This is a genomic window from Stenotrophomonas sp. YJH_SMC_101-4 (assembly GCF_059370395.1).
Map to the genome: position 1 here is coordinate 394307 of NZ_JCAFTP010000003.1, position 25590 is coordinate 419896.

Annotated in this window: 30 protein-coding genes; 16 read left to right on the forward strand and 14 right to left on the reverse strand. The window is 67.3% G+C overall.

Annotated features, from left to right (window positions below; genetic code table 11):
* Window positions 1-15 precede the first annotated feature (15 nt).
* Together AC5P8D_RS12645 and AC5P8D_RS12650 are read left to right on the forward strand one after the other, a co-directional pair.
* Entirely contained in the window at window positions 16-405 is a 390-nt protein-coding gene (locus AC5P8D_RS12645; protein WP_100064745.1) for a type II toxin-antitoxin system RelE/ParE family toxin, read from the forward strand.
* Window positions 389-721 carry a helix-turn-helix domain-containing protein gene (locus AC5P8D_RS12650; protein ID WP_019338970.1) on the forward strand — a complete coding sequence of 111 codons (333 nt, stop codon included), beginning with the start codon at window positions 389-391 and terminating at the stop codon, window positions 719-721. Before AC5P8D_RS12645 ends, AC5P8D_RS12650 begins: the two co-directional genes overlap by 17 nt.
* A 76-nt stretch (window positions 722-797) precedes the next feature.
* Here AC5P8D_RS12650 and purD read toward each other — a convergent pair whose 3' ends face one another.
* From purD to purH, 3 genes are read right to left on the reverse strand one after another with little or no spacing between them, the layout of a single operon-like run.
* Complete coding sequence (purD, locus tag AC5P8D_RS12655; RefSeq protein WP_010481051.1) at window positions 798-2081, reverse strand: phosphoribosylamine--glycine ligase; 1284 nt, start codon at window positions 2079-2081, stop codon at window positions 798-800.
* A gap of 58 nt (window positions 2082-2139) precedes the next feature.
* Entirely contained in the window at window positions 2140-3018 is an 879-nt protein-coding gene (locus tag AC5P8D_RS12660) for a hypothetical protein (RefSeq protein WP_495203375.1), read from the reverse strand.
* A 16-nt stretch (window positions 3019-3034) separates the two neighbouring features.
* Window positions 3035-4618, reverse strand: a complete 1584-nt coding sequence (gene purH / locus AC5P8D_RS12665; protein WP_495203376.1) for a bifunctional phosphoribosylaminoimidazolecarboxamide formyltransferase/IMP cyclohydrolase — start codon at window positions 4616-4618, stop codon at window positions 3035-3037.
* A gap of 223 nt (window positions 4619-4841) precedes the next feature.
* Here purH and AC5P8D_RS12670 point away from each other — a divergent pair, with 223 nt between their 5' ends.
* The 6 genes from AC5P8D_RS12670 to AC5P8D_RS12695 are packed head-to-tail and all read left to right on the forward strand — an operon-like array spanning window position 4842 to window position 10642.
* Window positions 4842-5459 carry a CDP-alcohol phosphatidyltransferase family protein gene (locus AC5P8D_RS12670; RefSeq protein ID WP_019338967.1) on the forward strand — a complete coding sequence of 206 codons (618 nt, stop codon included), beginning with the start codon at window positions 4842-4844 and terminating at the stop codon, window positions 5457-5459.
* 34 nt (window positions 5460-5493) lie between these two features.
* On the forward strand, window positions 5494-7245 hold the full coding sequence (locus AC5P8D_RS12675; RefSeq protein WP_109814494.1) for a bifunctional alpha/beta hydrolase/class I SAM-dependent methyltransferase: 1752 nt from the start codon (window positions 5494-5496) through the stop codon (window positions 7243-7245).
* A 23-nt stretch (window positions 7246-7268) separates the two neighbouring features.
* Entirely contained in the window at window positions 7269-8573 is a 1305-nt protein-coding gene (locus tag AC5P8D_RS12680; protein ID WP_495203425.1) for a phosphatase PAP2/dual specificity phosphatase family protein, read from the forward strand.
* Window positions 8570-9007: a hypothetical protein gene (locus AC5P8D_RS12685; RefSeq protein WP_495203377.1), complete on the forward strand. Its 438-nt coding sequence runs from the start codon at window positions 8570-8572 to the stop codon at window positions 9005-9007. Before AC5P8D_RS12680 ends, AC5P8D_RS12685 begins: the two co-directional genes overlap by 4 nt.
* A gap of 13 nt (window positions 9008-9020) precedes the next feature.
* Window positions 9021-9650: a lysophospholipid acyltransferase family protein gene (locus AC5P8D_RS12690; RefSeq protein WP_010481067.1), complete on the forward strand. Its 630-nt coding sequence runs from the start codon at window positions 9021-9023 to the stop codon at window positions 9648-9650.
* Window positions 9647-10642, forward strand: coding sequence for a phosphatidate cytidylyltransferase (locus tag AC5P8D_RS12695; protein ID WP_049480684.1), 996 nt, complete (start codon window positions 9647-9649; stop codon window positions 10640-10642). The genes AC5P8D_RS12690 and AC5P8D_RS12695 overlap by 4 nt, the downstream gene beginning before the upstream one ends.
* A gap of 93 nt (window positions 10643-10735) precedes the next feature.
* On the opposite strand, the gene fis is transcribed toward AC5P8D_RS12695, so the two are convergent.
* From fis to prmA, 3 genes are all read right to left on the reverse strand, one after another.
* Window positions 10736-11011 (reverse strand): DNA-binding transcriptional regulator Fis, encoded by a 276-nt coding sequence (gene fis, locus AC5P8D_RS12700; RefSeq protein ID WP_005419706.1) that lies wholly within the window; start codon window positions 11009-11011, stop codon window positions 10736-10738.
* 114 nt (window positions 11012-11125) lie between these two features.
* Window positions 11126-11896, reverse strand: a complete 771-nt coding sequence (locus tag AC5P8D_RS12705) for a DUF3426 domain-containing protein (RefSeq protein WP_043397412.1) — start codon at window positions 11894-11896, stop codon at window positions 11126-11128.
* A gap of 42 nt (window positions 11897-11938) precedes the next feature.
* The gene (gene prmA / locus AC5P8D_RS12710) at window positions 11939-12859 is read right to left on the reverse strand and encodes a 50S ribosomal protein L11 methyltransferase (RefSeq protein WP_043397591.1); all 921 of its coding nucleotides are present in this window, start codon (window positions 12857-12859) and stop codon (window positions 11939-11941) included.
* A 162-nt stretch (window positions 12860-13021) separates the two neighbouring features.
* On the opposite strand from prmA, the gene AC5P8D_RS12715 reads away from it, so the two are divergent.
* Both AC5P8D_RS12715 and AC5P8D_RS12720 read left to right on the forward strand, forming a co-directional pair.
* The gene (locus AC5P8D_RS12715; RefSeq protein ID WP_099559909.1) at window positions 13022-13987 is read left to right on the forward strand and encodes a hypothetical protein; all 966 of its coding nucleotides are present in this window, start codon (window positions 13022-13024) and stop codon (window positions 13985-13987) included.
* Window positions 13984-14358: a hypothetical protein gene (locus tag AC5P8D_RS12720; protein ID WP_010481078.1), complete on the forward strand. Its 375-nt coding sequence runs from the start codon at window positions 13984-13986 to the stop codon at window positions 14356-14358. Before AC5P8D_RS12715 ends, AC5P8D_RS12720 begins: the two co-directional genes overlap by 4 nt.
* A 141-nt stretch (window positions 14359-14499) precedes the next feature.
* Here AC5P8D_RS12720 and accC read toward each other — a convergent pair whose 3' ends face one another.
* The 5 genes from accC to AC5P8D_RS12745 all read right to left on the reverse strand — a co-directional run bounded on the left by accC (window position 14500) and on the right by AC5P8D_RS12745 (window position 18369).
* The gene (gene accC, locus AC5P8D_RS12725) at window positions 14500-15867 is read right to left on the reverse strand and encodes an acetyl-CoA carboxylase biotin carboxylase subunit (RefSeq protein WP_010481079.1); all 1368 of its coding nucleotides are present in this window, start codon (window positions 15865-15867) and stop codon (window positions 14500-14502) included.
* Window positions 15868-15877: 10 nt separating this feature from the next.
* Window positions 15878-16357, reverse strand: a complete 480-nt coding sequence (accB, locus tag AC5P8D_RS12730) for an acetyl-CoA carboxylase biotin carboxyl carrier protein (protein ID WP_005411252.1) — start codon at window positions 16355-16357, stop codon at window positions 15878-15880.
* Between the two features lie 53 nt (window positions 16358-16410).
* The gene (locus tag AC5P8D_RS12735; protein ID WP_049452977.1) at window positions 16411-16836 is read right to left on the reverse strand and encodes a lysozyme inhibitor LprI family protein; all 426 of its coding nucleotides are present in this window, start codon (window positions 16834-16836) and stop codon (window positions 16411-16413) included.
* Window positions 16833-17282 (reverse strand): type II 3-dehydroquinate dehydratase, encoded by a 450-nt coding sequence (gene aroQ, locus AC5P8D_RS12740; protein WP_049452975.1) that lies wholly within the window; start codon window positions 17280-17282, stop codon window positions 16833-16835. The genes AC5P8D_RS12735 and aroQ overlap by 4 nt, the downstream gene beginning before the upstream one ends.
* Window positions 17283-17640: 358 nt before the next feature.
* Window positions 17641-18369, reverse strand: a complete 729-nt coding sequence (locus tag AC5P8D_RS12745) for a DOPA 4,5-dioxygenase family protein (RefSeq protein ID WP_241874753.1) — start codon at window positions 18367-18369, stop codon at window positions 17641-17643.
* 168 nt (window positions 18370-18537) lie between these two features.
* On the opposite strand from AC5P8D_RS12745, the gene AC5P8D_RS12750 reads away from it, so the two are divergent.
* Complete coding sequence (locus AC5P8D_RS12750; RefSeq protein ID WP_126560181.1) at window positions 18538-19365, forward strand: isocitrate lyase/PEP mutase family protein; 828 nt, start codon at window positions 18538-18540, stop codon at window positions 19363-19365.
* A 69-nt stretch (window positions 19366-19434) separates the two neighbouring features.
* On the opposite strand, the gene AC5P8D_RS12755 is transcribed toward AC5P8D_RS12750, so the two are convergent.
* Window positions 19435-19968: a hypothetical protein gene (locus AC5P8D_RS12755; RefSeq protein ID WP_049480688.1), complete on the reverse strand. Its 534-nt coding sequence runs from the start codon at window positions 19966-19968 to the stop codon at window positions 19435-19437.
* A 127-nt stretch (window positions 19969-20095) separates the two neighbouring features.
* Here AC5P8D_RS12755 and AC5P8D_RS12760 point away from each other — a divergent pair, with 127 nt between their 5' ends.
* Window positions 20096-20692: an NAD(P)H-dependent oxidoreductase gene (locus AC5P8D_RS12760; RefSeq protein ID WP_057502407.1), complete on the forward strand. Its 597-nt coding sequence runs from the start codon at window positions 20096-20098 to the stop codon at window positions 20690-20692.
* Window positions 20693-20708: 16 nt separating this feature from the next.
* The gene (locus AC5P8D_RS12765; RefSeq protein ID WP_100446851.1) at window positions 20709-21302 is read left to right on the forward strand and encodes a TetR/AcrR family transcriptional regulator; all 594 of its coding nucleotides are present in this window, start codon (window positions 20709-20711) and stop codon (window positions 21300-21302) included.
* 13 nt (window positions 21303-21315) lie between these two features.
* On the opposite strand, the gene AC5P8D_RS12770 is transcribed toward AC5P8D_RS12765, so the two are convergent.
* Window positions 21316-22110 (reverse strand): D-alanyl-D-alanine carboxypeptidase family protein, encoded by a 795-nt coding sequence (locus AC5P8D_RS12770; RefSeq protein WP_010481091.1) that lies wholly within the window; start codon window positions 22108-22110, stop codon window positions 21316-21318.
* A gap of 121 nt (window positions 22111-22231) precedes the next feature.
* On the opposite strand from AC5P8D_RS12770, the gene AC5P8D_RS12775 reads away from it, so the two are divergent.
* On the forward strand, window positions 22232-23785 hold the full coding sequence (locus tag AC5P8D_RS12775) for an alkaline phosphatase (RefSeq protein ID WP_495203378.1): 1554 nt from the start codon (window positions 22232-22234) through the stop codon (window positions 23783-23785).
* Window positions 23786-23827: 42 nt separating this feature from the next.
* Window positions 23828-24394: a GIY-YIG nuclease family protein gene (locus AC5P8D_RS12780; RefSeq protein WP_126560184.1), complete on the forward strand. Its 567-nt coding sequence runs from the start codon at window positions 23828-23830 to the stop codon at window positions 24392-24394.
* Window positions 24395-24401: 7 nt separating this feature from the next.
* Here AC5P8D_RS12780 and AC5P8D_RS12785 read toward each other — a convergent pair whose 3' ends face one another.
* Window positions 24402-24545 (reverse strand): hypothetical protein, encoded by a 144-nt coding sequence (locus AC5P8D_RS12785; protein ID WP_495203379.1) that lies wholly within the window; start codon window positions 24543-24545, stop codon window positions 24402-24404.
* A 98-nt stretch (window positions 24546-24643) separates the two neighbouring features.
* On the opposite strand from AC5P8D_RS12785, the gene AC5P8D_RS12790 reads away from it, so the two are divergent.
* Window positions 24644-25543, forward strand: a complete 900-nt coding sequence (locus AC5P8D_RS12790) for a LysR substrate-binding domain-containing protein (protein ID WP_010481100.1) — start codon at window positions 24644-24646, stop codon at window positions 25541-25543.
* Window positions 25544-25590 lie beyond the last annotated feature (47 nt).

Sequence of the window (25590 nt, forward strand, 5' to 3'; positions counted from 1 at the left end):
ACGCAGTGGCACGGTATGATCATGCCACGCGTCTTCCGCACACGAAGTTTCAATCGCAGTATGCGTAGGACCACCCTGTCCGACGCTGCGCTGTACCGGTCGGTACGTGAAATGGAAGCGGGTCTGGTGGATGCTGATCTTGGCGGCGGAATCTTCAAGAAGCGCGTTCCGTTGCCGGGGCGAGGAAAGCGTGGGAGCGTTCGAATCATCGTCGCCACACAGCGAGGCGGGCATTGGTTCTTCCTTTTCGGCTACGAGAAGAATGAACGTGCTGCGATCACGAATGCGGAACGGGATGCGCTGCAGTTGTACGCATCGGAGTTCCTGAGAATGAGTACGGCGCAGCTGAATCGCGCCGTGGAGTACGGGGATCTACAGGAGATCGGCCATGACGAAGACCCCTGAGCGACGGCGCGCGAAAAGTGCGCTTCTTGAAGCGGTGCATGATGCTGCTGTGAGTCTGCACGCGCATGGCTTCATCGATAAACGTCGGTTGAGCAGCTACGAAGCACTTTGCCTTGAGCCGGTCCCTGAGTACAGCAGTGCCCAGATCCGTGCCCTGCGTACGTCACTGCAGCTCAGTCAGCCGGTCTTTGCGGGGGTTCTCAATACCAGCGTTTCCACCGTACGCAGCTGGGAGCAGGGCGAAAAGAAACCCAGCGGACCGTCACTGAAGTTGCTTAACCTGATTGATCGGAAGGGTCTCGAAGCAGTCCTGTAAAGCAAAGGCCCGGCAATGCCGGGCCTTTGCTTTACCGTGGTATTCAATCCGCGCCATGCATGGGAGCGGGGGAGCCTCACCCCTCGCGTGCGATCGCGCGCCAACCAATGTCGTTGCGGTGGAATTCGTTGGCCCAGGTCACCTTGGCCACGCCGGCATAGGCGTTGGCCTGCGCGTCGCGCACGCTGTCACCCAGCGCCGCCACGCACAGCACGCGGCCGCCGGCGCTGACCACCTGGCCCTGCGCGTCCAATGCAGTCCCCGCATGGAACACCTTGGCACTGGCCGGCACGTCGTCCAGGCCGGAAATCACGTCACCGGTGATCGGCGCTTCCGGGTAGGGCTTCGCGGCCAGCACCACGCCCAGCGACGGGCGTGCGTCCCACTGCGCCTGCACCTGGTCCAGGCGGCCATCGATGGCGGCTTCCACCAGCTCGACCAGATCCGACTGCAGGCGCAACATCACCGGCTGGGTTTCCGGGTCGCCGAAGCGCACGTTGAATTCGATCACCTTCGGCGCGCCGCTGGCGTCGATCATCAGGCCCGCGTAGAGGAAACCGGTGAACGGGATACCGTCGGCAATCATGCCCTGCACGGTCGGGTTCACCACCTCGCGCATCACGCGTGCATGCACCTCCGGCGTCACTACCGGCGCGGGCGAATAGGCGCCCATGCCACCGGTGTTCGGGCCGGTGTCGCCGTCGCCGACGCGCTTGTGGTCCTGCGAGGTGGCCATCGGCAGCGCATGCACGCCGTCCACCATCGAAATGAAGCTGGCTTCCTCACCATCGAGGAACTCTTCGATCACCACGCGCGCACCGGCATCGCCGAACGCGTTGCCCGACAGCATGTCACGCACGGCATCTTCGGCTTCGGCCAGGGTCATCGCCACGATCACGCCCTTGCCGGCGGCCAGGCCATCGGCCTTGACCACGATCGGCGCGCCCTTCTCGCGGATGTAGGCCAGGGCGGCATCCACCTCGGTGTGCACGGCATAGAACGCGGTGGGGATGTTGTGGCGGGCCAGGAAGTCCTTGGCGTAGGCCTTGCTGCCTTCCAGCTGCGCGGCGGCGGCAGTCGGCCCGAAGATGCGCAGGCCGGCGGCGCGGAAGCGGTCGACCACGCCGGCCACCAGCGGTACTTCCGGGCCGACCACGGTCAGCGCCACGCCTTCGGCCTGGGCCAGCGCCAGCAGGCCGTCGATGTCGGTCACTTTCACCGCCACGTTGCGGCACTTGTCCTCGCTGGCGGTGCCGGCGTTGCCGGGCGCCACGATCACTTCGGTGACACGGGAGGACTGGGCCAGCTTCCATGCCAGGGCGTGTTCGCGGCCGCCAGAGCCGATGACAAGTACGTTCATCACGAGATTCCAGATTGCGTGGGAAGGGAAGATCGATATCCCCGGCGGCGCGCGTGGCTCACTCGCAGCCTTCGCGTCGCAGTGATTCGGGGAAGGAATAGGCCCAGGTCTTCGGGTCCAGGGTAAAGCGGTGTTCCTGCCGGACCTGCTTGCCACCGCAGGTGGTGCCGGTTTCCTCGATCAGCAGCGGCCAGATGCGCGCGCTGCGATCGCTGTCGTCGAAACGCTGGGCGAAATCGATGCTGAAGCGACGGTTACGGCAGTCCTCGACAGTCTCCGGGTCGCTGCTGGCGCCCAGGTTGTCGCACTCGTACTGGGCGTCATTGTCGATATGGCTGCGCACGCTGCCACTGGACACCAGGCCGTTCGGGCCTGGCAGGATCAGCGACTGCGAGAGCAGCGAGAAGCCCTGCCCGAACCAGCCGTCCTCGACGCGGAAACCATAGAAGTCGCTGCCTGCGCGGATGATGCTGGCGGTGCCGGGCTGGCCGCCGCTGCCAAAGCGTTCGCCAGTCAGTTCACTGGTCACGTCGAAGCCCTCGCCCTTCGGATGCAGCACGAAGAAGTCGATCATGCCTGCGTCGATGTGCGCGCCTTCGGACAAAGCACCGCAGACCGCCAGCAACTGCTGCCAGCTGTCACCGCTCACCACCGGTTGCTCGGCGCAGACGTGCCAGTCCATCGGGCGGGTTTCGCCGTCGTCGTTCCAGCTGCCGTGCCATTCACCGGAGAGCCTGGCGTTCTTGCCGTAGCGCTGGACCAGGAAGGCCTGCAGTCGCGCGGTGCGGCTCACGTGCGCCGTCGGCTCGGCAGGGGCCGACGTGGCGGCCTGCGGCGACGACGCAGGCACCGGGGCGGCCGCAGGCTTGCAGCCGGCCAGCGCGGCCGCGCCCGCGAGGGCGAGCAAGGCCAGCGATTTCAGTGAGACTGCGGACATCCGTGTCGCTCCAGTATCAGTGGCGGAAGTGGCGCACGCCGGTGAACACCATGGCCAGGCCGTGTTCGTCGGCGGCGGCGATCACTTCGGCATCGCGCATCGAACCGCCCGGCTGGACGACCGCCTTGATGCCGGCGGCAGCAGCGGCATCGATGCCGTCGCGGAACGGGAAGAACGCATCGGAAGCCATCACCGAACCCTCGACCACCAGGTTTGCATCGGCGGCCTTGATGCCGGCGATGCGCGCCGAGTACACGCGGCTCATCTGGCCGGCGCCGACACCGATGGTGCGGTTGTCCTTCGCATAGACGATCGCGTTGGACTTCACGAACTTGGCCACCTTCCAGGCAAACAGCAGGTCGGCGAACTGCTTGTCGGTCGGTGCCAGCTTGCTGACCACCTTCAGCTCGTCGCGGGTCATGCTGCGGTTGTCCGAGGACTGCAGCAACAGGCCCGAGCCGACGCGCTTGCTGTCGAAGTTGTTCAGGCCATCACCATGCGGGATGCGCAGCACGCGCACGTTGGCCTTCTTCTGCGCGTATTCCAGCGCGGCCGGCTCGTAATCCGGGGCGATCAGCACTTCCACGAACTGGCGGTCCAGGATGACCTTGGCGGTGGCAGCGTCCAGCGGCGTGTTGAAGGCGATGATGCCGCCGAAGGCGCTGGTCGGGTCGGTGGCGTAGGCCAGCTCGTAGGCATCGCCGTTGCCGGCACCGACGGCCACGCCGCACGGGTTGGCGTGCTTGACGATGACGCAGGCCGGCGCGTCGAACTGGCGCACGCACTCCCACGCCGCATCGGCATCGGCCAGGTTGTTGTAGCTCAGTTCCTTGCCCTGCAGCTGCTGGAACGTGGCCAGGGTGCCCGGCACCGGGTACAGGTCGCGGTAGAACGCACCGCTCTGGTGCGGGTTCTCGCCGTAGCGCAGGTCCATCACCTTGACGAAGGTGGAGTTCATCTGCGCCGGGTACTCGGCACGGGCCGGCACGGCGGCGTCGGTGGCGGTGACCGCCGACAGGTAGTTGCTGATCGCCGCGTCGTACTGGGCGACGCGGTTGAACGCGGCCACCGAGAACGCGAAGCGGGTGGCGGCCGACAGCTGGCCGTCGTTGGCCGCCAGCGAGGCCAGCAGTTCGGCGTACTGCGACGGATCGGTGGCCACCGCCACGCGGGCGAAGTTCTTGGCCGCCGAGCGCAGCATGGCCGGGCCGCCGATGTCGATGTTCTCGACCGCGTCGGCCAGGGTGCAGTCGGCCTTGGCGGTGACCGATTCGAACGGATACAGGTTCAGCACCAGCAGGTCGATGGCGCCGATGCCATGCTCGGCCATCACCGCATCATCCAGGCCCGAACGGCCCAGCAGGCCACCGTGCACCATCGGGTGCAGGGTCTTGACGCGGCCGTCCATCATTTCCGGGAAACCGGTGACCTCGGCCACGTCCTTCACGGCCAGGCCCGCATCGCGGATCGCCTTGGCGGTGCCGCCGGTGGACAGCAGCTCCACGCCGCGTGCCGCCAGCGCAGTGGCCAGCTCGACCAGACCGGTCTTGTCGGAAACGGAGAGGAGGGCCCGGCGGACGGGCAACAGATCAGCAGTCATGGGACAGAATCGGCAGCGGAGCGGGGCCGATATTGTAGGCGGTGGGGGCCCGTGGCGGGCGCTGGAAGGGGTAATTTGCCGTGGCAATCGGCGTAAGGCCGGGTCGGGCACACCGATCCGGCCCGATCCGGAGTCTGGGCTGCGGACCAGAGCCGGGTTGTCGGAATCTGCCAACGATGGGGTAGGCTGTGCCCGCACTGCCAAGGATCAGCGGGTACGGATCATGTCGATCTATGCATTGAAGGGACGTTTCCAGGACCTGTTGCGTCCAGCCGTACGCGGTCTGTTCCGCATGGGGATCACTGCCAATACGGTGACCGTGGCCGCTGCCGTGGTCTCGCTGCTGGTGGCCGCGGCCGTGTGGTGCTGCGCGCCTGCCCAGCCTCTGCTGTATCTGCTGCTGCCGTTGTGGATGCTGCTGCGCATGGCGCTCAACGCGGTGGACGGCATGCTGGCGCGCGAATTCGGCCAGCAATCGCGGCTGGGCGCCTATCTGAACGAAGTGTGCGATGTGATCGCCGATGCGGCGCTGTACCTGAGCCTGCTCAGCGTACCCGGCGTGCGCCCGGAGGCGCTGTGGCTGCTGGCCTGGACGGCGGCGCTGAGCGAGTACGCCGGCGTGCTGGGGCTGATGGTCGGTGCCAGCCGCCGCTATGACGGCCCGATGGGCAAGAGCGACCGCGCCTTCGTGATCGGTGCGCTGGGCTTGCTGCTGGCCTTCGGCTGGGGCGGTGCACTGACGGTCAGCGGCGTGGCTGCAGCCATGGCAGTGTTGTGCGTGCTGACGATGATCAACCGCGTCCGTCGCGGACTGCGGGAAGCGGCGGTTTCGCCGAATTAATCAAGCAGATACAAAAAGACAATCAGGAGATTGCATGCGTCAGGCGCAGGAACGGGAATTCCACAGCTTCGACCAGGTACCGCTGTTCTACCGGTACTGGGCGGGAACCACCGCAACCCCGGCCACCAAGGCCATCGTGCTGCTGCACCGCGGCCACGAGCACTCCGGCCGGGTCACCCACCTGGTCGATGAGCTGGACCTGCCCGACACCGCCTTCTTCGCCTGGGATGCGCGCGGCAATGGCCGTTCGCCGGGCGCACGTGGCGATGCACCGGGCTTCCCGGCGCTGGTGCGTGACCTGGACAGCTTCATTGCCCACATCGGCGCCGAGCACGGTATCGCGGTGGAAGACATCGTGGTGATCGCGCAGAGCGTTGGGGCGGTGGTCGCCGCGACCTGGGTGCACGATTACGCGCCGCGCCTGCGTGCGCTGGTGATGGCTTCGCCCGCCTTCAAGGTGAAGCTGTACGTGCCGTTCGCACGCGCTGGGTTGGCGCTGATGCAGAAGCTGCGCGGCAATTTCTTCGTCAACAGCTACGTCAAGCCGCAGTGGCTGACCCACGACCCGGCACGGGTGGAAAGCTATCGTACCGATCCGCTGATCACCCGCCCGATCTCGGTGCGCGTGCTGCTGGGCCTGTACGAAGCGGCCGACCGCATCGTCGCCGATGCGCAGGCGATCAGCGTGCCGGTGCAGCTGTTGGTGTCCGGCTCGGACTTCGTCGTGCATCGTGGCCCGCAGGACCGCTTCTACGAGCGCCTGTCCAGCCCGATCAAGGAGCGCGTTCACCTGCCGGGCTTCTTCCACGACACGCTGGGCGAACGTGATCGCGCGCCGGCATTGGCGCGCATCCGCAGTTTCATCCAGACGCGCTTCGCCGAACCCCTGCGCGAGTTGTCGCGTCGTGACGCACACCGGCATGGTCCGACCTTCGAGGAATCGGAGATCCTGGCCTGGCCACCGGAACGCAACAGCCTGGCCGACCTGCGCTGGCGCGTGGTGCGTGGCGGCCTGCGTTTCGGTGGCACGTTGTCCGAAGGCATCGCGCTGGGCCTGCAGACCGGTTTCGATTCCGGCAGCACGCTGGACTACATCTATCGCGACCAAGCGCGTGGCAAGGGCCCGCTGGGCCGCATGGTCGACCGCAACTATCTGGATGCAATCGGCTGGCGCGGCATCCGTGTGCGCGGCCAGCACCTGCAGGAACTGCTGCGCGATGCTGCGCAGCGACTGCGCGGGCAGGGCACGCCGGTGCGCGTGCTGGACGTGGCCGCCGGCCATGGCCGCTATGTGCTGGAAGCGCTGGGCCAGGGCGAACAGCGCGCCGACCGCATCGTGCTGCGTGATTTCAGCGATCTGAACGTGACCCAGGGCCAGGCCTTGATCGAGCGCCTCGGTGCAGCCGACATCGCCCACTTCGAGCAGGGCGATGCGTTCGATCCCGCGCAACTGGCGGCGGTGGACCCGGCGCCTACGCTGGCGGTGGTATCGGGCCTGTACGAACTATTCCCCGACAACGACGCCGTGCTGCGCTCGCTGCAGGGCATCGCCGCAACCGTACCGGTGGGCGGCTACCTGGCCTACACCGGCCAGCCCTGGCACCCGCAGCTGGAATTCATCGCCCGCGCGCTGACCAGCCATCGAGGCGGCGCCGCGTGGGTGATGCGCCGCCGTACCCAGCAGGAGATGGATGAGCTGGTGCGCCTGGCCGGGTTCGAGAAGGTGGCGCAGCGCATCGATGACTTCGGCATCTTCACCGTGTCGCTGGCGCGCCGGACCGCGTGATGGCGACGCTGGCCGCAACCCCACTGGCCGCGGAAGGGCACCCCTGGCGGCGCGCCCTGCTGTGGCTGGCCCTGCTGGGTCCGTTCTTCTTCGCCAGCTACGGCTTCGCCAACTGGATGGCTGGTCGCCATCCCGAACTGCCGGTGATGGCGTTCGCCTGGGAGACGCGCATTCCCTTCGTGCCGTGGACGATCGTGCCGTACTGGTCGATCGACCTGTTCTACGCGGTCTCCTTCTTCCTGTGCCGGCAACGTCTGGAACTGGACCGGCATGCGCTGCGGCTGTTCAGTGCACAGCTGATCGCGGTCACCTGCTTCCTGCTGTGGCCGCTGCGCTTCAGTTTCGAGCGGCCGGAGATCGGCGGCGTGTTCGGTTGGCTGTTCGATGTGCTGCTGGGCTTCGACAAGCCGTTCAACCAGGCGCCATCGCTGCACATCGTGCTGCTGATCGTGCTGTGGGTGAAGTTCGCGCAGTACCTGCACGGCGTGTGGCGTTGGGTGCTGCATGTGTGGGCACTGCTGATCGGTGTCTCGGTGCTGACCACGTTCCAGCACCATTTCATCGACATCCCGACCGGGCTGCTGGCCGGCTGGCTGTGCGTATGGCTGTGGCCGGAGCAGGGCACGCCGCCGCTGCGCGCCTGGCGTACTGCGGGTGATGCCAAACGTTGGCGATTGGCAGTGCTGTACCTGCTGGGGGCGATGCTGCTGCTGGCGCCGGCGGTGATGCTGCGCGGCGTGGCGTTGTGGCTGATGTGGCCGGTGGTGTCGTTGCTGCTGGTGGCGCTGGCGTATGCCGGGTTGGGTACGGCGGTGTTCCAGAAGCGCGCTGATGGTCGCCTGACCATGGCGGCGCGCTGGCTGCTGGCGCCGTACGTGGGCGCCGCCTGGATCAACTCGCGGCTGTGGACGCGGCGTGCGCCGCAGCCGGTGCCGGTGCTGGACGGCGTGTGGTTGGGGCGGATTCCCTGCGCGGCGTTGCCGGCACCCTTGGTGGGCGTGGTCGATGCCTGTGCCGAGCTGTCCTGCCGCGCGCCGGGCGCCGGGTATGCCAGCGTGCCGATGCTGGACCTGGTGGTGCCAGAACCGGAGCAGCTGCGCGAGGCAGCCGAGGCCATCGAGCGCCTGCGTGCGCAGGGACCGTTGCTGGTGTGCTGTGCACTGGGCTATTCGCGCAGTGCCGCCAGCGTGGCGACCTGGCTGCTGCGCAGTGGTCGTGCGGCGGGTGCCGATGCGGCGGTGGCGATCGTGCGTGCCGCGCGTCCGGGCATCGTGCTGGGCAAGGCGCACCTGCGTGCGATCACCGTTGCCGCCGGAGACCCTGCATGAGCACCACGCCTGATATTTCGACCATGCAGCTGCTGCTGCGGCAGGGGCGTTGGCCGGCAGGCCTGTCGCTGGGGCTGCTGCTGGTGGCGTTGCTGCTGCTCGGCATCGAGCCCGGGCTGGCGATGCTTGCCGCCGGACTGATGCTGCTCAGCGTGGTGGCAGGCGTCGTCCAGGCCTATCACGCGTGGCGGGTGGCACTCGATGCCAGCCTGCTGCAGCTGCTGCGCGATGAAGGCTTGAATGATGAGGCCGCGGCGCAACGCATCGACCGGCTGCTGCATGACAGTGGCCTGCGCCGCACACCGGGCGCGGAACCGTCGCGGGGATGGGATCTGCGATGGGCCGGCATGCGCCGCCTGCTGCTGCGTCAGTACCTGCTGACGGCGGTGCAGCTGGTGCTGGTGCTGCTGGCCGTGCTGTGGCCGCAGACGTGAACGGGAGGGATGGATGTTCGCCGAACTGATTGCCCGCGCCTGCAGTGGCGCGATCCATGTGGTGACCGGCGCGCGCGCGCTGTGGATCGGCTGCGCGCCGTCCAGCGAGCACCGCGTCTACTACGGCAACCACGCCAGCCACGGTGACTTCGTGCTGATCTGGTCGTCGATGCCACTGGCCCTGCGCCGCCAGGTGCGTCCGGTGGCGGCGGCGGAGTACTGGCAGCGCGACGGCCTGCGCCGCTACCTGATCGACGCGGTGTTCAACGGCGTGCTGGTCGAGCGCGAGGCCGGGCATCGCCAGCAGGACCCGTTGCAGGTGCTGCGCGAAGCGGTCGATGAAGGCTGTTCGCTGATCCTGTTCCCGGAAGGCACGCGCAATGTCGGCGACGAGCCGCTGCTGCCGTTCAAGAGCGGCATCTACCATCTGGCGCGGCAACGGCCGGAGCTGGAATTCGTGCCGGTGTGGATCGACAACCTGAAGCGGGTGATGCCGAAGGGCCGGTTCCTGCCGCTGCCCTTGTTGTGCACGGCTACCTTCGGTACGCCGCTGCGACTGCAGGCCGACGAGGACAAGGCCGCCTTCCTGGCCCGCAGCCGGCAGGCGCTGCTGGACCTGGCGCCGAATGGAGGTCGTGCATGAGTTTCGTGTTGGATGTATCTGGCGATCTGGCAACGCAGAGTGTCGGCCAGCAGACCGGCCTGCTGTTCGCCGGTGTCGGCGCGGTGCTGGTGCTGGCCACGCTGGTGGCCGAGACCCTGCGCTGGCGCCAGCGCGGACAGCCTAGTGCGGTCATCGCCAACCTGGTCTCGCGCATCCGCGCCTGGTGGGTGATGGCCATCGTGGTCGGACTGGCGTTGTTCTTCGGCCGTGCCGGGGTGATCGTGCTGTTCGCGATCATCTCGCTGTTCGCGCTGCGCGAGTTCATCACCCTGGCGCCGACCCGCTCGGGCGACTACTACGCGCTGCTGGCCGCGTTCTACGTCGTCCTGCCGTGGCAGTACTACCTGGTGTGGATCGACTGGTACGGCATGTACACGCTGCTGATTCCGGTCTATGCGTTCCTGTTCCTGCCGATCCTGTCGACCATCGGTGGTGATACCACGCACTACCTGGAGCGGACCGCGAAGGTGCAATGGGGGCTGATGATCTGCGTGTTCTGCATCTCGCATGTGCCGCTGCTGCTGAACCTGCACGTGCCCGGCCATGATCCGTCGCGCAACGTGCTGCTGTTCGCCTTCCTGGTGATCGTGGTGCAGTCCTCGGACGTGCTGCAGTACATCTGGGGCAAGCTGCTGGGCAGGCATCTGATTGCACCGAAGCTGTCGCCGTCGAAGACGGTGGAGGGCTTCGTGGGCGGCGTGCTGAGTGCCAGCGCGCTGGGTGCGGCGCTGTGGTGGATCACCCCGTTCACGCCGCTGCAGGCGTTCGGCCTGTCGCTGCTGATCAACCTGATGGGGTTCTGGGGCGGCCTGGTGATGTCGGCGATCAAGCGTGACCGTGGCATCAAGGACTGGGGCCACATGATCGAGGGCCATGGTGGCATGCTCGACCGGCTGGATTCGGTATGTTTCGCCGCGCCGGTGTTCTTCCATGTGGTGCGGTACTACTGGAAGGCAGGCGGGGGCGGCTGATCCCGCCGGGTCTCCATCCACGCATGGCGTGGATCTACTGGAGCCGGGTGGTTCGGGCATCGGTAGCGCCGGGCCATGCCCGGCGGGCTGCGCTTACGCGCTGATGCCGTATTCCTTCAGCTTCTTGCGCAGGGTGGCGCGATGGATGCCCAGCATCGCCGCGGCGCGGCTCTGGTTGCCTTCGCAGTGGTTGAGCACTTCCACGAACAGCGGGATCTCCATCTCGCGCAGCACGATCTCGTAGACATCGTCCGCATCGCAGCCATCAAGGTCACGCAGGTAGCGGCGCACGGACTGGGCGACGTGTTCACGCAGCGGTGGCCGGGGAGCGCCACGACTGTTGTCAGGACGAGAAAGGACAGCGTTCAAGGGGGTTCCCGATTCGGTTGGCCCGTGCGCGCGGAGCGCGCGGCCGGACGAGGTGGTGGCGGCCAGTCTAGCGCGAGCGTGCCCGGCCTGCCACGGCTGGTCGCCTCACCCCGGTCAGAGGAAGTCGAAGGTGAATGCGACGGTGGATGCAGCAGGCTCCTGTACCCGGAACGCGACGCGCGCGCTCTGGCCCGGTTCCAGCAGGGCTGTGCCGGGGTTCTCACCCAAGTACTGCGTGGGCGTGAACACGCCGCTGCCGATCACCCGGCCATCGGCATCGGACAGTGACAGGCGCAGGTCTGGCCACGCCTGTGCCCAACGTGCGTCGTTGCGGATGCTGGCCTGCACCTGCAGCACGCCGGCCTGCCCGGGCAGCGGCCGGATCTCGCGGCTGGTCATGGTGAAGGCGGTGGGTTCGTGCCAGGCCGGCAGGCTGCAGTGCAGTACGCCGCACAGCGTGCCCAGCCACGCGCGGTTGCCGGCGTCGGCGGCCAGCCGCGCGCGGTCGGCCAGCACGCTCTGCAGTAGCAGCAGCAATGCCAGCCCTGCGACCAGCAGCCAGTGCCAACGGGGTGCTGGCAGCGTGCGTGCGCGCGTGCTGCCCAGGAAGCTGGGGGCATCACTGGCGGCCGCTGCTGCCTGCACCGCGAGCGGCGCCGGTTCGATGGCCGCTGCTTCATCAACGATGACAACGTCATCGTCGTGTCGCATCCCTGTCGCCGAGGGGGGTGCCAGGTCGATGGGCTCGACGGGCATCTGCTCCACAGGCGCTGTGTGCCCGGCTTCGTCCTGCGTGCGCGCATCGGTCGCAGGCGCGGGCTCACCTTCCGGCGCGGTGCGCAGGAAGGTGGCCAGGGGACGGCGCGGTGGGTTCGGCTCGGACATGCTCAGGGCGCGGGCTCGGATCCAGCGGTCATTCAACCACGATCAGGCGCGGCGCACGCCGGTGATGCGCATCCAGTCGCCATCCTGGGTGGCCTGCAGATCGTCGAACCAGGCCGCATAGCGCTGCAGCAGTTCACCTTCCTGGCCATGCAGGATGCCGGACAGGGCGATGCGGCCACCGGCAGCGACGCGCGCGGCCAGCAGTTCGGCCAGCGCATCCAGCGCCGAGGCGAGGATGTTGGCGACCACGATCGGATAGGTCGCGACCGGTTCGTCCTGCGGCAGGTACACGTGCATGCGCACTTGCTCGCCGTTGCGTTCGGCATTGTCGGCGGTGGCGACCAGGGCCTGCGGATCGTTGTCCACGCCGATGGCTTCAGCGGCGCCCAGCTTCAGCGCGGCCAGTGCGAGGATGCCCGAGCCGCAACCGAAGTCGAGCACGCGCTGGCCCTGCAGCAGGCCATCGACTGCCAACTGGTCCAGCCAGCGCAGGCACAGTGCGGTGGTCGGGTGGGTGCCCGAACCGAACGCCAGGCCCGGGTCCAGCCGCACCACGGCGGCATCGGCGGCCTGTGCGGCATCGGGCAGTTCATGGTTCCACGGCACGATCCAGGTGCGGCTGCCGAAGTCCATCGGCTGGAACTGGTCGATCCAGGCGCGTTCCCAGTCTTCATCCTCGACCGCGCGGAAGCTGCCGCTGCTCCAGTCCAGTTCCGGATCGAAGGATTCCAGTGCGGCCAGCAGCAACAGCGCGTTGCTGTCGGCGGGGAACAGCGCGCTCAGCACCAGCGTGTCCCACAGCGGGGTCTCGCCCACGCCCGGTTCGAGAATGGCCTGTTCGTTGCTGGTATCGGCCTCGGCATCGAGCAGGGTCACGGCCAGTGCACCAACGTCCTCCAGCGCGTTTTCATAGCGGGGCTGGGTGGCTTCGGTGCAGCGCAGGGTCAGTTCCAGGAACGGCATGGTGGTGGGGGCAATCGCGGGAAAGGGGGCCATGCTAGACCATCGGGGCGTCTCCGTATTGCCTGAGATGCCGCTCCGAGATGAACGAAGCCCGTTCAGACAGGCCCGTCGGGCCTTGCTAAACTTCGTGCTTTCCTGTCCGCCGCATCGCTACCGCCGCCGATGGCCTTCGCTCCGACCCTGAAAACCTGGTTGCTCGTACTGCCGGCCGTGGCCGTGCTGGGCGTGGCCGGTTATCGGGCCAGCGGCCATGCCGCGACCTCTTCGCTGGCGTCGGCGGATCTGGCAGGTGGGGTGGCAGCCACTGACAGTGCGGCGCCGCTGCCGGTGATGCCGGAGGCGCTCGCGCGCCGCCTGGCACCCTTCGAGCGTGGCAATGCATTGCCGTCCGGGCTGCCCCTGGATCTCCGCGCCGATATCGAAGACGCCACCGACCTGTATGCCTATGCACAGCGGTTGCGTGTGCAGGCGGACGAAGGCAACCACGAGGCGCGTTGGATGCTCAGCCGTGTCTATGACTATTGCGCGCAGTACGCGATCGATCCGGGTGGCTACCGCCTGGACAACAACGTGCTGGCTGGGCTGGGCCTGACCGCCGCGCCGGCGATGGTGCAGGCGCGCGAACGCGTCGCGCAGCGTTGTGGTGGTTTCGTGCCGGGCGACAAGCTGGGCACGGCCCTGGTGCTGTCCGAACGTCGCAAGGCGGCCGCGCAAGGCAATCTGGCTGCAGAGGCTGCGTTGTTCGCCGAGGGAGAGCCGCTGCAGGACAGCCCCGAGTACCGCCGTGACCTGGTTGAACGGGTGCGCACCTCGCGCGACCCGGAGGCCTTCATGGCGATCGCACCGGGCATGGGCGTGCGCGCCTCGGGTGACCGTGCGCTCAACGGCCTGGTGGCGGGCGAGCAGCTCAGTGAACTCGCTTGGCGGCTTGCGGCCTGCGAACTCGGTCTACCGTGTGGGGCAGACAGTGTGCTGGTCAACAGTTTTTGTGCGAACGGAGGGATCTGTTCGCAGGATGGTACGCAGGATTTCCGGGATTTCGTGTATGACGCTGCGGTATCGCGGCAGGGCGCTGGGAAGATGAAGGAATGGATCAAGCGATTGGTTGGAAAGAGGAACGAGCAATGAACTACCGCCGATTCCTGCACGGGGCCAAGTTCTGGTTCTGGGTGGCCCTGTTCGTGGCCTACTCGGCTGGCGCGGTTGGCCTGTTGATGATCGATACCTATGAAGATCGCTACCGGCATCTGTCGAAGGTGGAACTGACCACGGTGAAGGCGCAGGAAGACGTGCGCCGTGCCGGTGCCAGCCAGGTGGCCGCGGTCTATCGCGCGCAGAGCGGCATGCCGTTCGCGTCGCTGCCGGCGGGCAGCACCTTCCAGGTGGTGTGGCCGGATGGTTCGACCGAGACCATGGTGATCGTCGACCCGACCTCGCCCAATGGCGTGCGTCCGCTGGCGAACTCGCAGATTCCGGCCGAAGCGGCCGACAAGCGCTGATGCCACACCGGTAGCGCCGGGCCATGCCCGGCGGGTGGACGGTCGCAATGGAAAGCCGCCGGGCATGGCCCGGCGCTACCGCAAGAACGCGAAAAGGGCGGGAATATCCCCGCCCTTTTCATGTCCAGCACCGGGCACCGATCAGGTCAGCGCGATCGGCTTGTTCTTGCGTTCGGCCAAACGCTTTTCCAGGTAGTGGATGTTCTGGCCACCGGCCTGGAAGCCCTTGTCGCGCATGATCCGCTGCTGCAGGGCGACGTTGGTCTTGATGCCATCGACCACCATTTCGCTCAGTGCCACGCGCATGCGGGCAATGGCGGTTTCGCGGTCCGGGCCGTGCACGATCAGCTTGCCGATCATCGAGTCGTAGTTCGACGGCACGCGGTAGCCACTGTAGATGTGGGTGTCCACGCGCACGCCGGGGCCTCCCGGCGGATGGAAGCCGGTGATGGTGCCCGGGCTCGGCACGAACGTTTCTGCATCTTCGGCGTTGATGCGGCATTCGATGGCATGGCCGGTCAGCACCACGTCACTCTGCTTGATCGACAGCTTCTGGCCGGCGGCGATCTTCAGCTGCTCGGCCACCAGGTCGATGCCGGTGACCATTTCGGTAACCGGATGTTCCACCTGGATGCGGGTGTTCATTTCGATGAAGTAGAAGCGGCCGTCCTCGTACAGGAACTCGAAGGTGCCGGCGCCGCGATAACCAATGCGGATGCAGGCTTCCACGCACACCTTGCCGATCTGCTCGCGCTGCTCGGCGGTGATGCCCGGCGCCGGCGCTTCTTCCACCACCTTCTGGTGGCGGCGCTGCATCGAGCAGTCGCGCTCACCCAGGTGGATGGCGTTGCCCTGGCCGTCGGCCAGCACCTGGATCTCCACGTGGCGCGGATTCTCCAGGAACTTCTCCATGTAGACCTCGCCATTGCCGAACGCGGCCTTGGCCTCGCTCTTGGTGGTTTCGATCGAGGTCTTCAGCGAGGCTTCGGCGTGCACCACGCGCATGCCGCGGCCACCGCCGCCACCGGCTGCCTTGATGATGACCGGGTAGCCGATCTCACGGGCGATCTTGGTGTTGGCGACGATGTCCTCGCCCAGCGGGCCGCCCGAGCCGGGCACGCACGGCACGCCGGCGGACTTCATCGCGCGGATGGCTTCGACCTTGTCACCCATCATGCGGATGGTGTCGGCCTTGGGGCCGATGAAGATGAAGCCGGACTCTTCCACCCGCTCGGCGAAGTCGGCGTTCTCCGACAGGAAGCCGTAGCCCGGGTGGATGGCCTGGGCGTCGGTGACTTCCGCTGCGGCGATCAGTGCCGGGATGTTGAGGTAGCTCTGCGGCGACGGCGCCGGGCCGATGCAGACCGACTCGTCGGCCATGGCCACGTGCTTGAGGTTGCGGTCGACCGTGGAGTGCACGGCCACCGTGCGGATGCCGAGGGTGTGGCACGCGCGCAGGATGCGCAGCGCGATTTCCCCTCGGTTGGCGATGACGACTTTGTCGAGCATGGCGTGCCCCTCAGCCGATCACGAACAGCGGCTGGTCGAATTCCACCGGCTGGCCGTTCTCGCCGAGGATGGCGACGATGGTGCCGGACGTGTCGGCTTCGATCGGGTTGAACATCTTCATCGCTTCGATGATGGCCAGGGTCTCGCCTTCCTTGACCTGCTGGCCCACGGTGACGAAGGCCGGCTTGTCCGGAGCGGACGAGGCGTAGAAGGTGCCGACCATCGGCGAGCGCAGCACGTGGCCTTCCGGCAGTGCCGGGCCCGGCTTGGCGGTGCCGCCGGTGGAAGCTTCGGTCGGCGACTGCATCGGCATCGCCTGCGGCGCCGGAGCAGCCGGAGCGGCATACACCGGGGCGGCGACCGGGGCGGCATAGCCGGCCACCGGGGCGCGCGACAGGCGCACCGACTCTTCGCCTTCCTTGATTTCGATTTCAGCCAGGTTCGACTCTTCCAGCAGGTCGATCAGCTTCTTGATTTTGCGGAGATCCATGGTGGCCTCTTTGCTCTTGATGTCAGTGTGGTGGGAAGCGCATCGCGCTCGGGTCAAAGCAGTTCGTAGAACTCGCGCAGCTGCCGTGTGCGGTCGCGCGCGAGGGTGATCAGGCAGCGCATCTGTGCGCCGTTGCGCGCCGTGCCATCGGAATTGAGGGCATAGACGGCGTTGCAGTCGTGGTCGCGCAGCTGCATCCAGGCACGCTGGGCCAGGACCAGCTGCTGCTCGGCATCGCCGCAATAGCTGCAGCCGCCACCGTTGGCGGGTGTGCGCAGCTGGCGCCGGGCTTGTGCATACACCGCATTGAGTTCGACATCAGCGGCTGCGGCCACGTCCGAGGCGCACAGGTCGCTCTCCATCGTGGTGGTCGGACGTGCGCAGTCGATGCCTTCGTCCTTGCGGTCGAACGCCGTGGCCGCGCCGCAGAGACCGGCCCACGCCAGAACGCCGGCAAGCACGCGCGGCAGCACGTTCACGCGCGGGCCGCCTGCACGCGCAGCAGCGCCGCGTCCATCGCGTAGCGGTAGCTGTCGGCGCCGAAGCCGCAGACCACGCCCACGGCCTTGTCACTGAAGTAGCTGTGCTGGCGGAACGGTTCGCGGGTATGCGGATTGGACAGGTGAATCTCGATGAACGGCACCGCCACCGCCGCCAGCGCATCGCGCAGGGCCACCGAGGTATGGGTGAAGGCGGCGGGGTTGATCAGGATGAAAGCGGTTCCGTCGTCGCGCGCGGCCTGCACGCGGTCCACCAGTACGTGCTCGGCATTGGACTGCAGGCTCTCGATCGCGTGCCCGGCGGCCGAGGCCTGGGCCGCCAGCGCCTGGTCGATGTCGGCCAGCGTGGTGTGGCCGTAGACCTCCGGCTCGCGGGTGCCGAGCAGGTTGAGGTTGGGGCCGTGCAGGACCAGCAGCTTCGCCATGGGATCCGGAAGACAGGAAAGGGCGGCAGTCTGGCGGAACCGGCGGATGCTGTCCAGTTCGGCGAAGTTTGCTGCGTTTCAATCGTTTGTTTGAAACCTGCCGAAGCGCTTGCGGCCCTACGCGGGGCGGCGGATCAAGGCGCGCTGAACGCCGTGCGGGCGGGGGATGCGTGCACGTAGGGCGACGATGGCGGCAAGAGCCTTGCCGGGGGAGCCGCGCCACGCGTGGAAGAAGGAAGTTCGGTGCGCAGCAAGCTACGCACCCACCGGTGGGGGGCTCAAGGTGCGCAGCAAGCTACGCACCCACCGGAGGGGGCTCAAGGTGCACAGCAAGCTACGCACCCACCGGAAAGGCGGGTCAGGTCTCCAGCGGCACCGTCGGCACCACGTTCGGGAACACCTCCTCCAGCGGCTCCCGTTCCCCCGGCTTCGGTGCCGGCCAGTTGTAGGCGTTCACCGGCTGCGCGCGGTTCACCCACAACGCGTAATACAGGTGGTCGGCACGGCCATCACCGGTATTGGGGTGGATCAGGATGGTCAGGCCCAGGCTGTTGAGCTGCAGCCAGGGCACCAGCACCGGCAGCAGGTCGTTGGTGAAGCCGAAATAGAACGACGGGGTGACGTGTGGTCCGCGTGGCTCCAGGTTCCAGTTGCCCAGCTCCACCGGGAAGCGCTCGGCTGCCCAGCGTCGCAGTAGCGCAGCCTTCTCGAAGCTGTCCTCGTCGAAGTAGATATGCGCGTGATAGCTCTTGATGTCGGTGTAGGCGCGTGGGGTCGCGGGCAGGGTGGCTTCGCCGGGACGCACGCTGGCCGGGCGCAGGGTCGGTTCGCTGGCTGTGGCCTGGCCCCAGGGGCTGCGCCCTTCCGGCGCTGGCGGCACGATGACACGGAAGCCGGGGCGGCCAGGCTCGGTGGTATTCACCGCGTCGTTGCCGCGCGGTGCTGCGGTGCCGGTCGACGCACTGGCCAGGCCGCCGGCGGCCAGACCCGCCGAAGCGATCAGGCGGCGCCGTGCCGGCGAGAGCAGGTCGGCCCAGTGGGCGTCATCATCGCCGGCGTCGATGAGGGGCTGCGGGTCAGGCGGCATGAAGGGCTCCGTGGCGGCACTGGTGTGGACAACCACGTACGCTCGGGCAGGGCTGCCGGTGGCGTCCAATAAGCAGGGGGCATCACTTCATGCATGGCCGGCTTCGATGCCATTGAGCGCGACCGCACGGCGGGCTAGGGTGCAGGTCTGCCGCCCCGGAGCCCTGCCATGGCCTCGCCCGATGCCGACACACAGCACAAGCGCGCGTCTTTCCGCCAACTGCACGCGCAGGGGTGCTTCGTGCTGCCCAACCCGTGGGACGTGGGCAGTGCGCGCTACCTGCAGCGGCAAGGCTTCCTGGCGTTGGCCACCACCAGTGCTGGCTGCGCCTGGAGCGAAGGGCGGCCGGATGGCGCGGTTTCGTTGCCGGCCACGCTGGCGCATCTGCGCCTGATGGCGGCGGCGACCCCGTTGCCGTTGAATGCCGACTTCGGTGATGGCTTCGGCGCGACGCCGCAGGCGGTGGAGGAGGCGGTGGCTGCAGCGATCGACACCGGCATCGCGGCGTTGTCGATCGAGGATGCCAGCGGCGTCGCCGATGCACCGCTGCGTTCGATCGACCAGGCGGTCGAGCGCCTGCGCGCTGCCCGTGCAGCCATCGACCGCGCAGGCGGTGACGTGCTGCTGGTCGGGCGTGCGGAGAACTTCTTCGTCGGCGTGCCGGATCTGCAGGACACCCTGCAGCGCCTGCGGGCCTATGCCGAGGCCGGTGCCGATGTGCTGTATGCGCCTGGCATCAGCACGCGCGAGCAGATCAGCGCGGTGGTTGCCGCTGCAGGGTCAAAACCGGTGAACCTGCTGGTTGGTGGACCGACACCGCTGAGCCTGCAGGACATCGCAGCACTTGGCGTTCGCCGGGTCAGCCTGGGCGGTGCGCTTGCGCGTGCGGCATGGGGTGGGCTGATACAGGCCACACAGCCGATCGTGCAGGAGGGGCGTTTCGATGGGCTGCAGCAGGCGGCTTCCGGGGCCGCGTTGAACGCGTTGTTCCGCTAACGGACAGCCGGTAGATCCATGCCATGCGTAGATGGATGCGCCGGAGCGTACCGACGCCCAGCAATCGCGCTACAGCGTTTCCACTCCACCCTTGGGCAGCGTCACGCCAGGCTCCAGCGCTGGCAGCAGTTGCCAGAGCAGCTCAGGGTTGTCGAGCAACCCGGCGCCATCCAGATAGCTCCATTGCGCGGCGCCGACGCGGCGCACGGCGACCATGAACGAGGTGCTGCGGATCGGGGATTCACGTACGCGCAGCAACGAGTAGCGCGGGACGAAGCAGACCTCCTCGTCGCCGGCGGCATAGGTACGGGTCGGTACCCCAGCTTCGTCGCTGATGATGGTGACGCCGGCCTCGTGCAGCGCCTTGACCGTGTCGCGGGTTGATCGGGCGTATACCTCATCACCGCCGGCCAAGCGTTTCAGGCTGGGATGCGTGCGGGCGATGATCAGCTCGGCATCGCCGCGGGCGAACGCGGCCAGCATCCCCTGGACGTCCTGGCGCAGGGCGGCCGATTCGGATGGGGTGAGCTCGCCGGCTACGGCCGTCGGCGCCATCGTGGCCAGCAGCAGGAACAGCAGGGGAGCAAGCAGGCGTCGGTGCATCGTCGGGGACCTCCACGGGATGCGGCGCACTATACGGTGAACGCAAAAACAGCGTCCCACCGGTGGCGCTGGTGATCCGGGAATCATTACTTACCATTGGTAGGTAATGATTCCTGGAGATTCACCCATGCACAGTCTCATCGTCACCACCCACCCGGAAACCGGATCGCTCACCCATGCCATCGCCCAGCGCATCGGCGACGCCATCCGGGCCATCGGCGCCGGCAACACCGTAACCCACGCCGACCTGGTCGCCGAAGGCTTCGATCCGCGCTTCAACCGCGATGACCAGGCTCTGTTCCGCGGGACCGGCCCGGTTCCGCCCGATGTGGCGGCCGAGCATGCGCGGCTGGACGCCATCGATACGCTGGTGCTGGTCTACCCGCTGTACTGGTGGTCGTTCCCTGCCTTGCTGAAGGGATGGATCGATCGCGTGTTCACCCAGGGCTGGGCGTACCAGGACGGTGCCGATGGCAAGGTGCAGAAGAAGCTGCAGCGCCTGCGCGTGCATCTGGTCGGCGTTGGCGGTGCGGGCGCGGAAATGATCGAACGGCGCGGCTATGGCACGGCGATGAAGACCCAGATCGACATGGGCATCTTCGACTACTGTGGCGCGCGCGTGCTGTCGTCCGAACTGCTGCTCGACGCCGACAGCGGTGCCGCGCAGGCGCATCTGCAGACCGCCATGGAAATCGGCCGTAAAATCGGTACTCCGATGAGTTGATCACCGTGTTCCGCCGATGCCTGCCAACGCCGCTCCCACGCGCCGCCGATTGACCCGCGAGCAACGCGCCCGCCAGTTGCTGGACGTGGCCTGGGCGCTGGTTGGCGAAGAGGGCACCGACGCGTTGACGCTGGGACGGCTGGCCGAGGCGGCGGGCGTGACCAAGCCGGTGGCCTACGATCACTTCGTGACCCGCAACGGCCTGCTGGCCGCGCTCTACGATGACTATGACGGGCGGCAGACGGTGGTCTTCCACGAGCGTATCGGCCGCGCCCGGACGCAGCTGGCCGACCGTGCGGCAGCCATCGCCTCCGGCTACATCGACTGCATCCTCAGCCAGGGCAGTGAAGTGCAGGGCATCCTCGCCGCGCTGGTGGGTGCGCCGGAACTGCACGAGGTGCGGCGGCGTTACCAGCAGGACTTCATCGACAACTGCGACGCCTGGCTGGGCCCGTTCGCCAGCGACGGCTCGGTGCCGCTGGCGGGACGCTGGGCGATCCTGGGTGCGGCTGAAACCCTGTCCGAGGGTGTGGCCGCGGGCGCGCTGGACAAGACCGACGCCGAAGCCGAGCTGCAGCGGCTGATCGTGGCGACGGTCAAGCGTCGCTGAGCCGCTTCGAAGGTCAGGCCCCGGCGGTACTGCCGGCCAGCGTGGCGAATCCTGCCGCCAGCTGATCGCGCACCCATGCGTCGCGCGCGTCGCGGCTCTCAGAACCCAATACCACGGTGATCAGGCGTATCGGCTCGTCCCGCCCGTGTACCACCCGGCATGCGGTGGCGGCCAGGCAGAAGCCTGCGGCCTGGGTGTAGCCGGTCTTCAAGCCATCCACGCCGTCATCGCCAAGCAGGGCGTTCTGGTTGTTGCGGCTGAAGCTGCCGTGCGCGAACGCGCGCTGCGCGGTGACCGCCAGGATCTGCGGATGATCGTTCAACAGGCACGCGGCCAGCACTGCCATGTCGCGCGCGCTGGACGCATGGTGCGGCGTGGTGATGCCGGAGACGCTGGCGAACCAGGTGCTGCGCAGGCCGAGCTGGCGCGCGTGCCGGTTCATGCGCTCCAGGAACGCAGGCTGCGATCCGTCCAGGTGGCGCGCGACCGCCAGCGCCGCGTCATTGCCGGAGACGATCATCAAGCCTTCCAGCAGGCGCGCGAGCGTGACCGTTTCGCCGGGCACCAGACCCATGCGCGTTTCATCGTCGGCGACCGCATGCACGTCGTCGGCGGCGATGGTGACTTCGTCCTCCCACGAGCGCCCGCGCTCCTCGACACACTCGTAAGCCGCGTAGGCGGTCATCAGCTTGGTCAGCGAGGCCGGTTGCCTGGCGATGTCCGCGTTGTGCTGGTGAATCACTGCGAAGGTTGCCGCATCGAGGGTGATGGACGACAGCGGTGCACGCGCAGGAGCAGGAAGCGGCATGGAAACGACGATGACAGTGGGGGCCCTGGAGGATAGTGTGCGGCGGCTGCACGAAGCTGAAATATTGCAACGATATAACGTAGCATCATTGCGGGCCGCCGATGGCCCGACGGGACATCCGATGACTGCACGCATTCCACGCCGCTGGCTTCATTCTTCGTTGCTGCTCGCGCTGGCCGCACTTGGCGGCTGCCAGCCCAACCTGCGCACCGAGGCTGTTTCCTCCGCCGAAGCCGGTCCGCTCAATGTGATCGTGATGATCAACGACGGTGCCGGCTGGGGTACCTGGGACGCGGCGGCCTACTGGCAGTATGGCCGCCGCGAAGGCGCACCCTATGCGGATTTCCCGCTGCGCCTGGCGGTAACCACCTTCCCGTTGAATGCCAGCAGCCAGCCGACCCGCGACAACGCACAGACGCTTGGCTACGACCCGGGCAAGGCCTGGGATGACACGCCGGTTCCTGCGCAGGACCTGCCGTTTGCCGGCTACCAGTACCTGGCCGCGGTGGCTACCGACAGTGCGGCGGCGGGCACCGCGTTGTCATCGGGCATCAAGACCTACAACAACGCCATCAACTACAGCAACGATGGTCAGCCGGTCGAGTTCAATACGCTGCGCGCCAAGCGCCTGGGCATGGCGACCGGTGTAGTGACTTCGGTACCGTTCGCGCACGCCACACCCGCAGCATTCGCGGCGCAGAACGAATCGCGCAACAGCTATCACGCCATTGCGCACCAGATGCTGGCGCAGGGCCACCTGGATCTGGTCATGGGCACCGGAGGCCCGGGCTACAGCGTCGACGGCCGCGCCTGCAACGAAGGCACGGACGCCGCAAAGGCAGAGGGCTGCGCGAATCCATGGGAGTGGGTGTCGCAGCAGGATTGGCAGCAGCTGGAAGCGGGCAGCACCATTGCCGGCAATCCGGCGGGACCGTGGCGCCTGATCCGCAGCAAGGAAGCGTTCGCCGCACTGGCGCAGGGACGGTTGCCGGCCGACAGGCCGCTGATCGGTGTACCGCGCGTGGCCAACACACTGCAGCAGGCGCGCCAGCTGCAGGTGCTGGGCAAGGATGCGGCCACGCCTTCGGGAGTGAGGAAGATCGACAGCGTGCCCGATCTGGCGACCATGACCCGCGGCGCGCTGCAGTTCCCGCAGCAGCGCTCGTCCAAGGGGCTGTTCCTGATGGTGGAAGGCGGCGCCACCGACTGGGCCGCGCATACCAGCGCCTGCGGCACCGAATGGCATTACGGCCAGTGCAGCGATCAGCCGCAGTACGGCCGGTTGATCGAAGAGACCGTGGAGTTCAATGACGCGGTGACGGCGGTGGTCGACTGGATCGAGCGCAACGGTGGCTGGGAGCGCAACCTGCTGATCGTCACCACCGACCACGACAACAGCATGCCGATGGGCCCGGATGCGCAGAACGTCGCCTTCGCGCCGGTGCGCAACAACGGCCGCGGCCGCATGCCCGGGATCAGTTTCCGTCCCATCGGCAACCATTCCAATGCACTGGTGCCGTTGTGGGCCAAGGGTGCGGGGTCGGAGCTGCTGGGCCAGCGCGTGCGCGGTGTTGATGCCGGCTACCGTCAGCACGTGCGCTGGAACGACGGCAGTTACATCGACAACACCGACGTGGCTGCGGCGGTGCAGGAGGCGCTGCAGCGTCCACGGTAACGCCCGGTTGCACCCGGGCTGTTGTCGAGGCAGCCTGCGCACATGCAGTCGGATATCCGCATCGACGGTCGTGTCTTCGCCTACGTCTTCCCCTGTGCGTGGGAAGACTACGCGAAGATCGGTTTCTCACGTGATCCGCTCGGACGCATCAGCGCATTGCACCGGCGTTGGTTCGAGTTCTTCGACCTCGACGCCGGTGCACTGGTGGAAGCGGAAAGCGAGCGCGATGCGCGAGATCTGGAGCTGCAGCTGCGTTCGCCGTTCAAGGCGCACCGCGCGCCGGCGCCGATGACGGTCCAGGACAAGGCTGGAGGTCGCACCGAATGGGTACGTGGTGCCAACCAGGCCTTGTCGCGTGCAATTATCGCGTTGGGCGAACAAGGCTATCGCTGCTATCCACTGAAGGCGTGGCTGCGGGCCGCCCTGTGCCTGCGCATGGACCAGCTGCACGACTGGGCTGCGGTGCAACTTCCGGAGGAGGAAGGCCTGCGGCTGCCCAGTGGCCCCGGCGAGCGCGCGCTGCGTGACACCCTCGACGGTTGTCGGGCATTGGATATCGATCCGATCCCGTGGCTGCCTGAACACGTCCAACGCTGGTACGCAGGGTGAGGAGCGTTCAACGGGTTCTCGGCGGCTGAACTGGCGCAGCCGGTTGCTGCGCGCACTGCGCGGCAGGTGTGGAAGGGCTGGCCAGCTGGCGTGCCAGCTCGGTGCTGGCCACATGGCCGTGCAGGAACAACAAGCCGCCGAAGATGTTCATGAGCGTGCCTCCACTTGAGTGGATTGCACGATACGGGCAGCATGGGCGGGCAAAAAGCGACATTTCCGCAAGCGTGTCTTGAGAGGAATTCAAGCCTGATGTCCCGCCCACCGCTCCATGCCCTGCAAGGCTTCGTGGCCGCCGCCCGGCTCGGCAACCTGTCGCGCGCGGCGGCGTCGATGAACCTGACCGTCAGCGCGCTCAGCCACCAGATGCGGCAGCTGGAAGAACGGCTCGGGCAGCCGTTGCTGATCCGCCAACCGCGTGGCGTCACCCTCACCCTGGAGGGCCAGCGCCTGCTCGACCAGGTGGGTCCGCATCTGGATGCGATCAACGAAGCCTTCCAACCCTATGCCGCGCGCGCCGAGCACGTGCTGACGATCAGCGCGGTGCCGTCGATGGCGTCGGCCTGGCTGGTGCCGCGCCTGGGTCACTTCGTGGCAGAGCACCCACAGATCGAGATCAACCTGCAGTCGAGTGAACGCCTGATTGATTTCGAGCGGCAGCGCCAGTTCGACGCCGCGCTGCGGCTGGGCAGCGGGCAATGGCCAGGTCTGGTGGTGGAGCCGCTGTTCGACGAATGGCTGCTGCCAATGGCGAGCCCGGCGCTGATCGAACGCATGGGAGGCGTCGACCGTGTGCCGTTGACCCAGTGGCCGCTGCTGGGTGATCCGGACGGGGCATGGGGCGCCTGGTTCGCGTTGAGCGGGCAGAGTCCGCCGTCGCGCTTCGTGGCGGTGCTGGATGATTCGGAGGCGCACCATCGCGCCGCTCTGGATGGCGTGGGCGTGGCTCTCGGGCGGGTGACGCGGGCGCGGCTGCTGCTGGATTCGGGCCAGTTGGTCGCGCTGTCCAGCCAGCGCCTGAAGACCGACTGGCCACATTGGCTGGTGTACCCGCAGCGCTCGGCCAGCCATCGTGGCTTCCTCGCGTTCCGCGACTGGCTGCATGCGCAGGCCGCCGAGCACGTGCGGCACATGGCAGACGCGCATCTGTAGCGTGGCGCGGTGCTCGATCTTGCATCTGTAGAGTCGAACCATGCTCG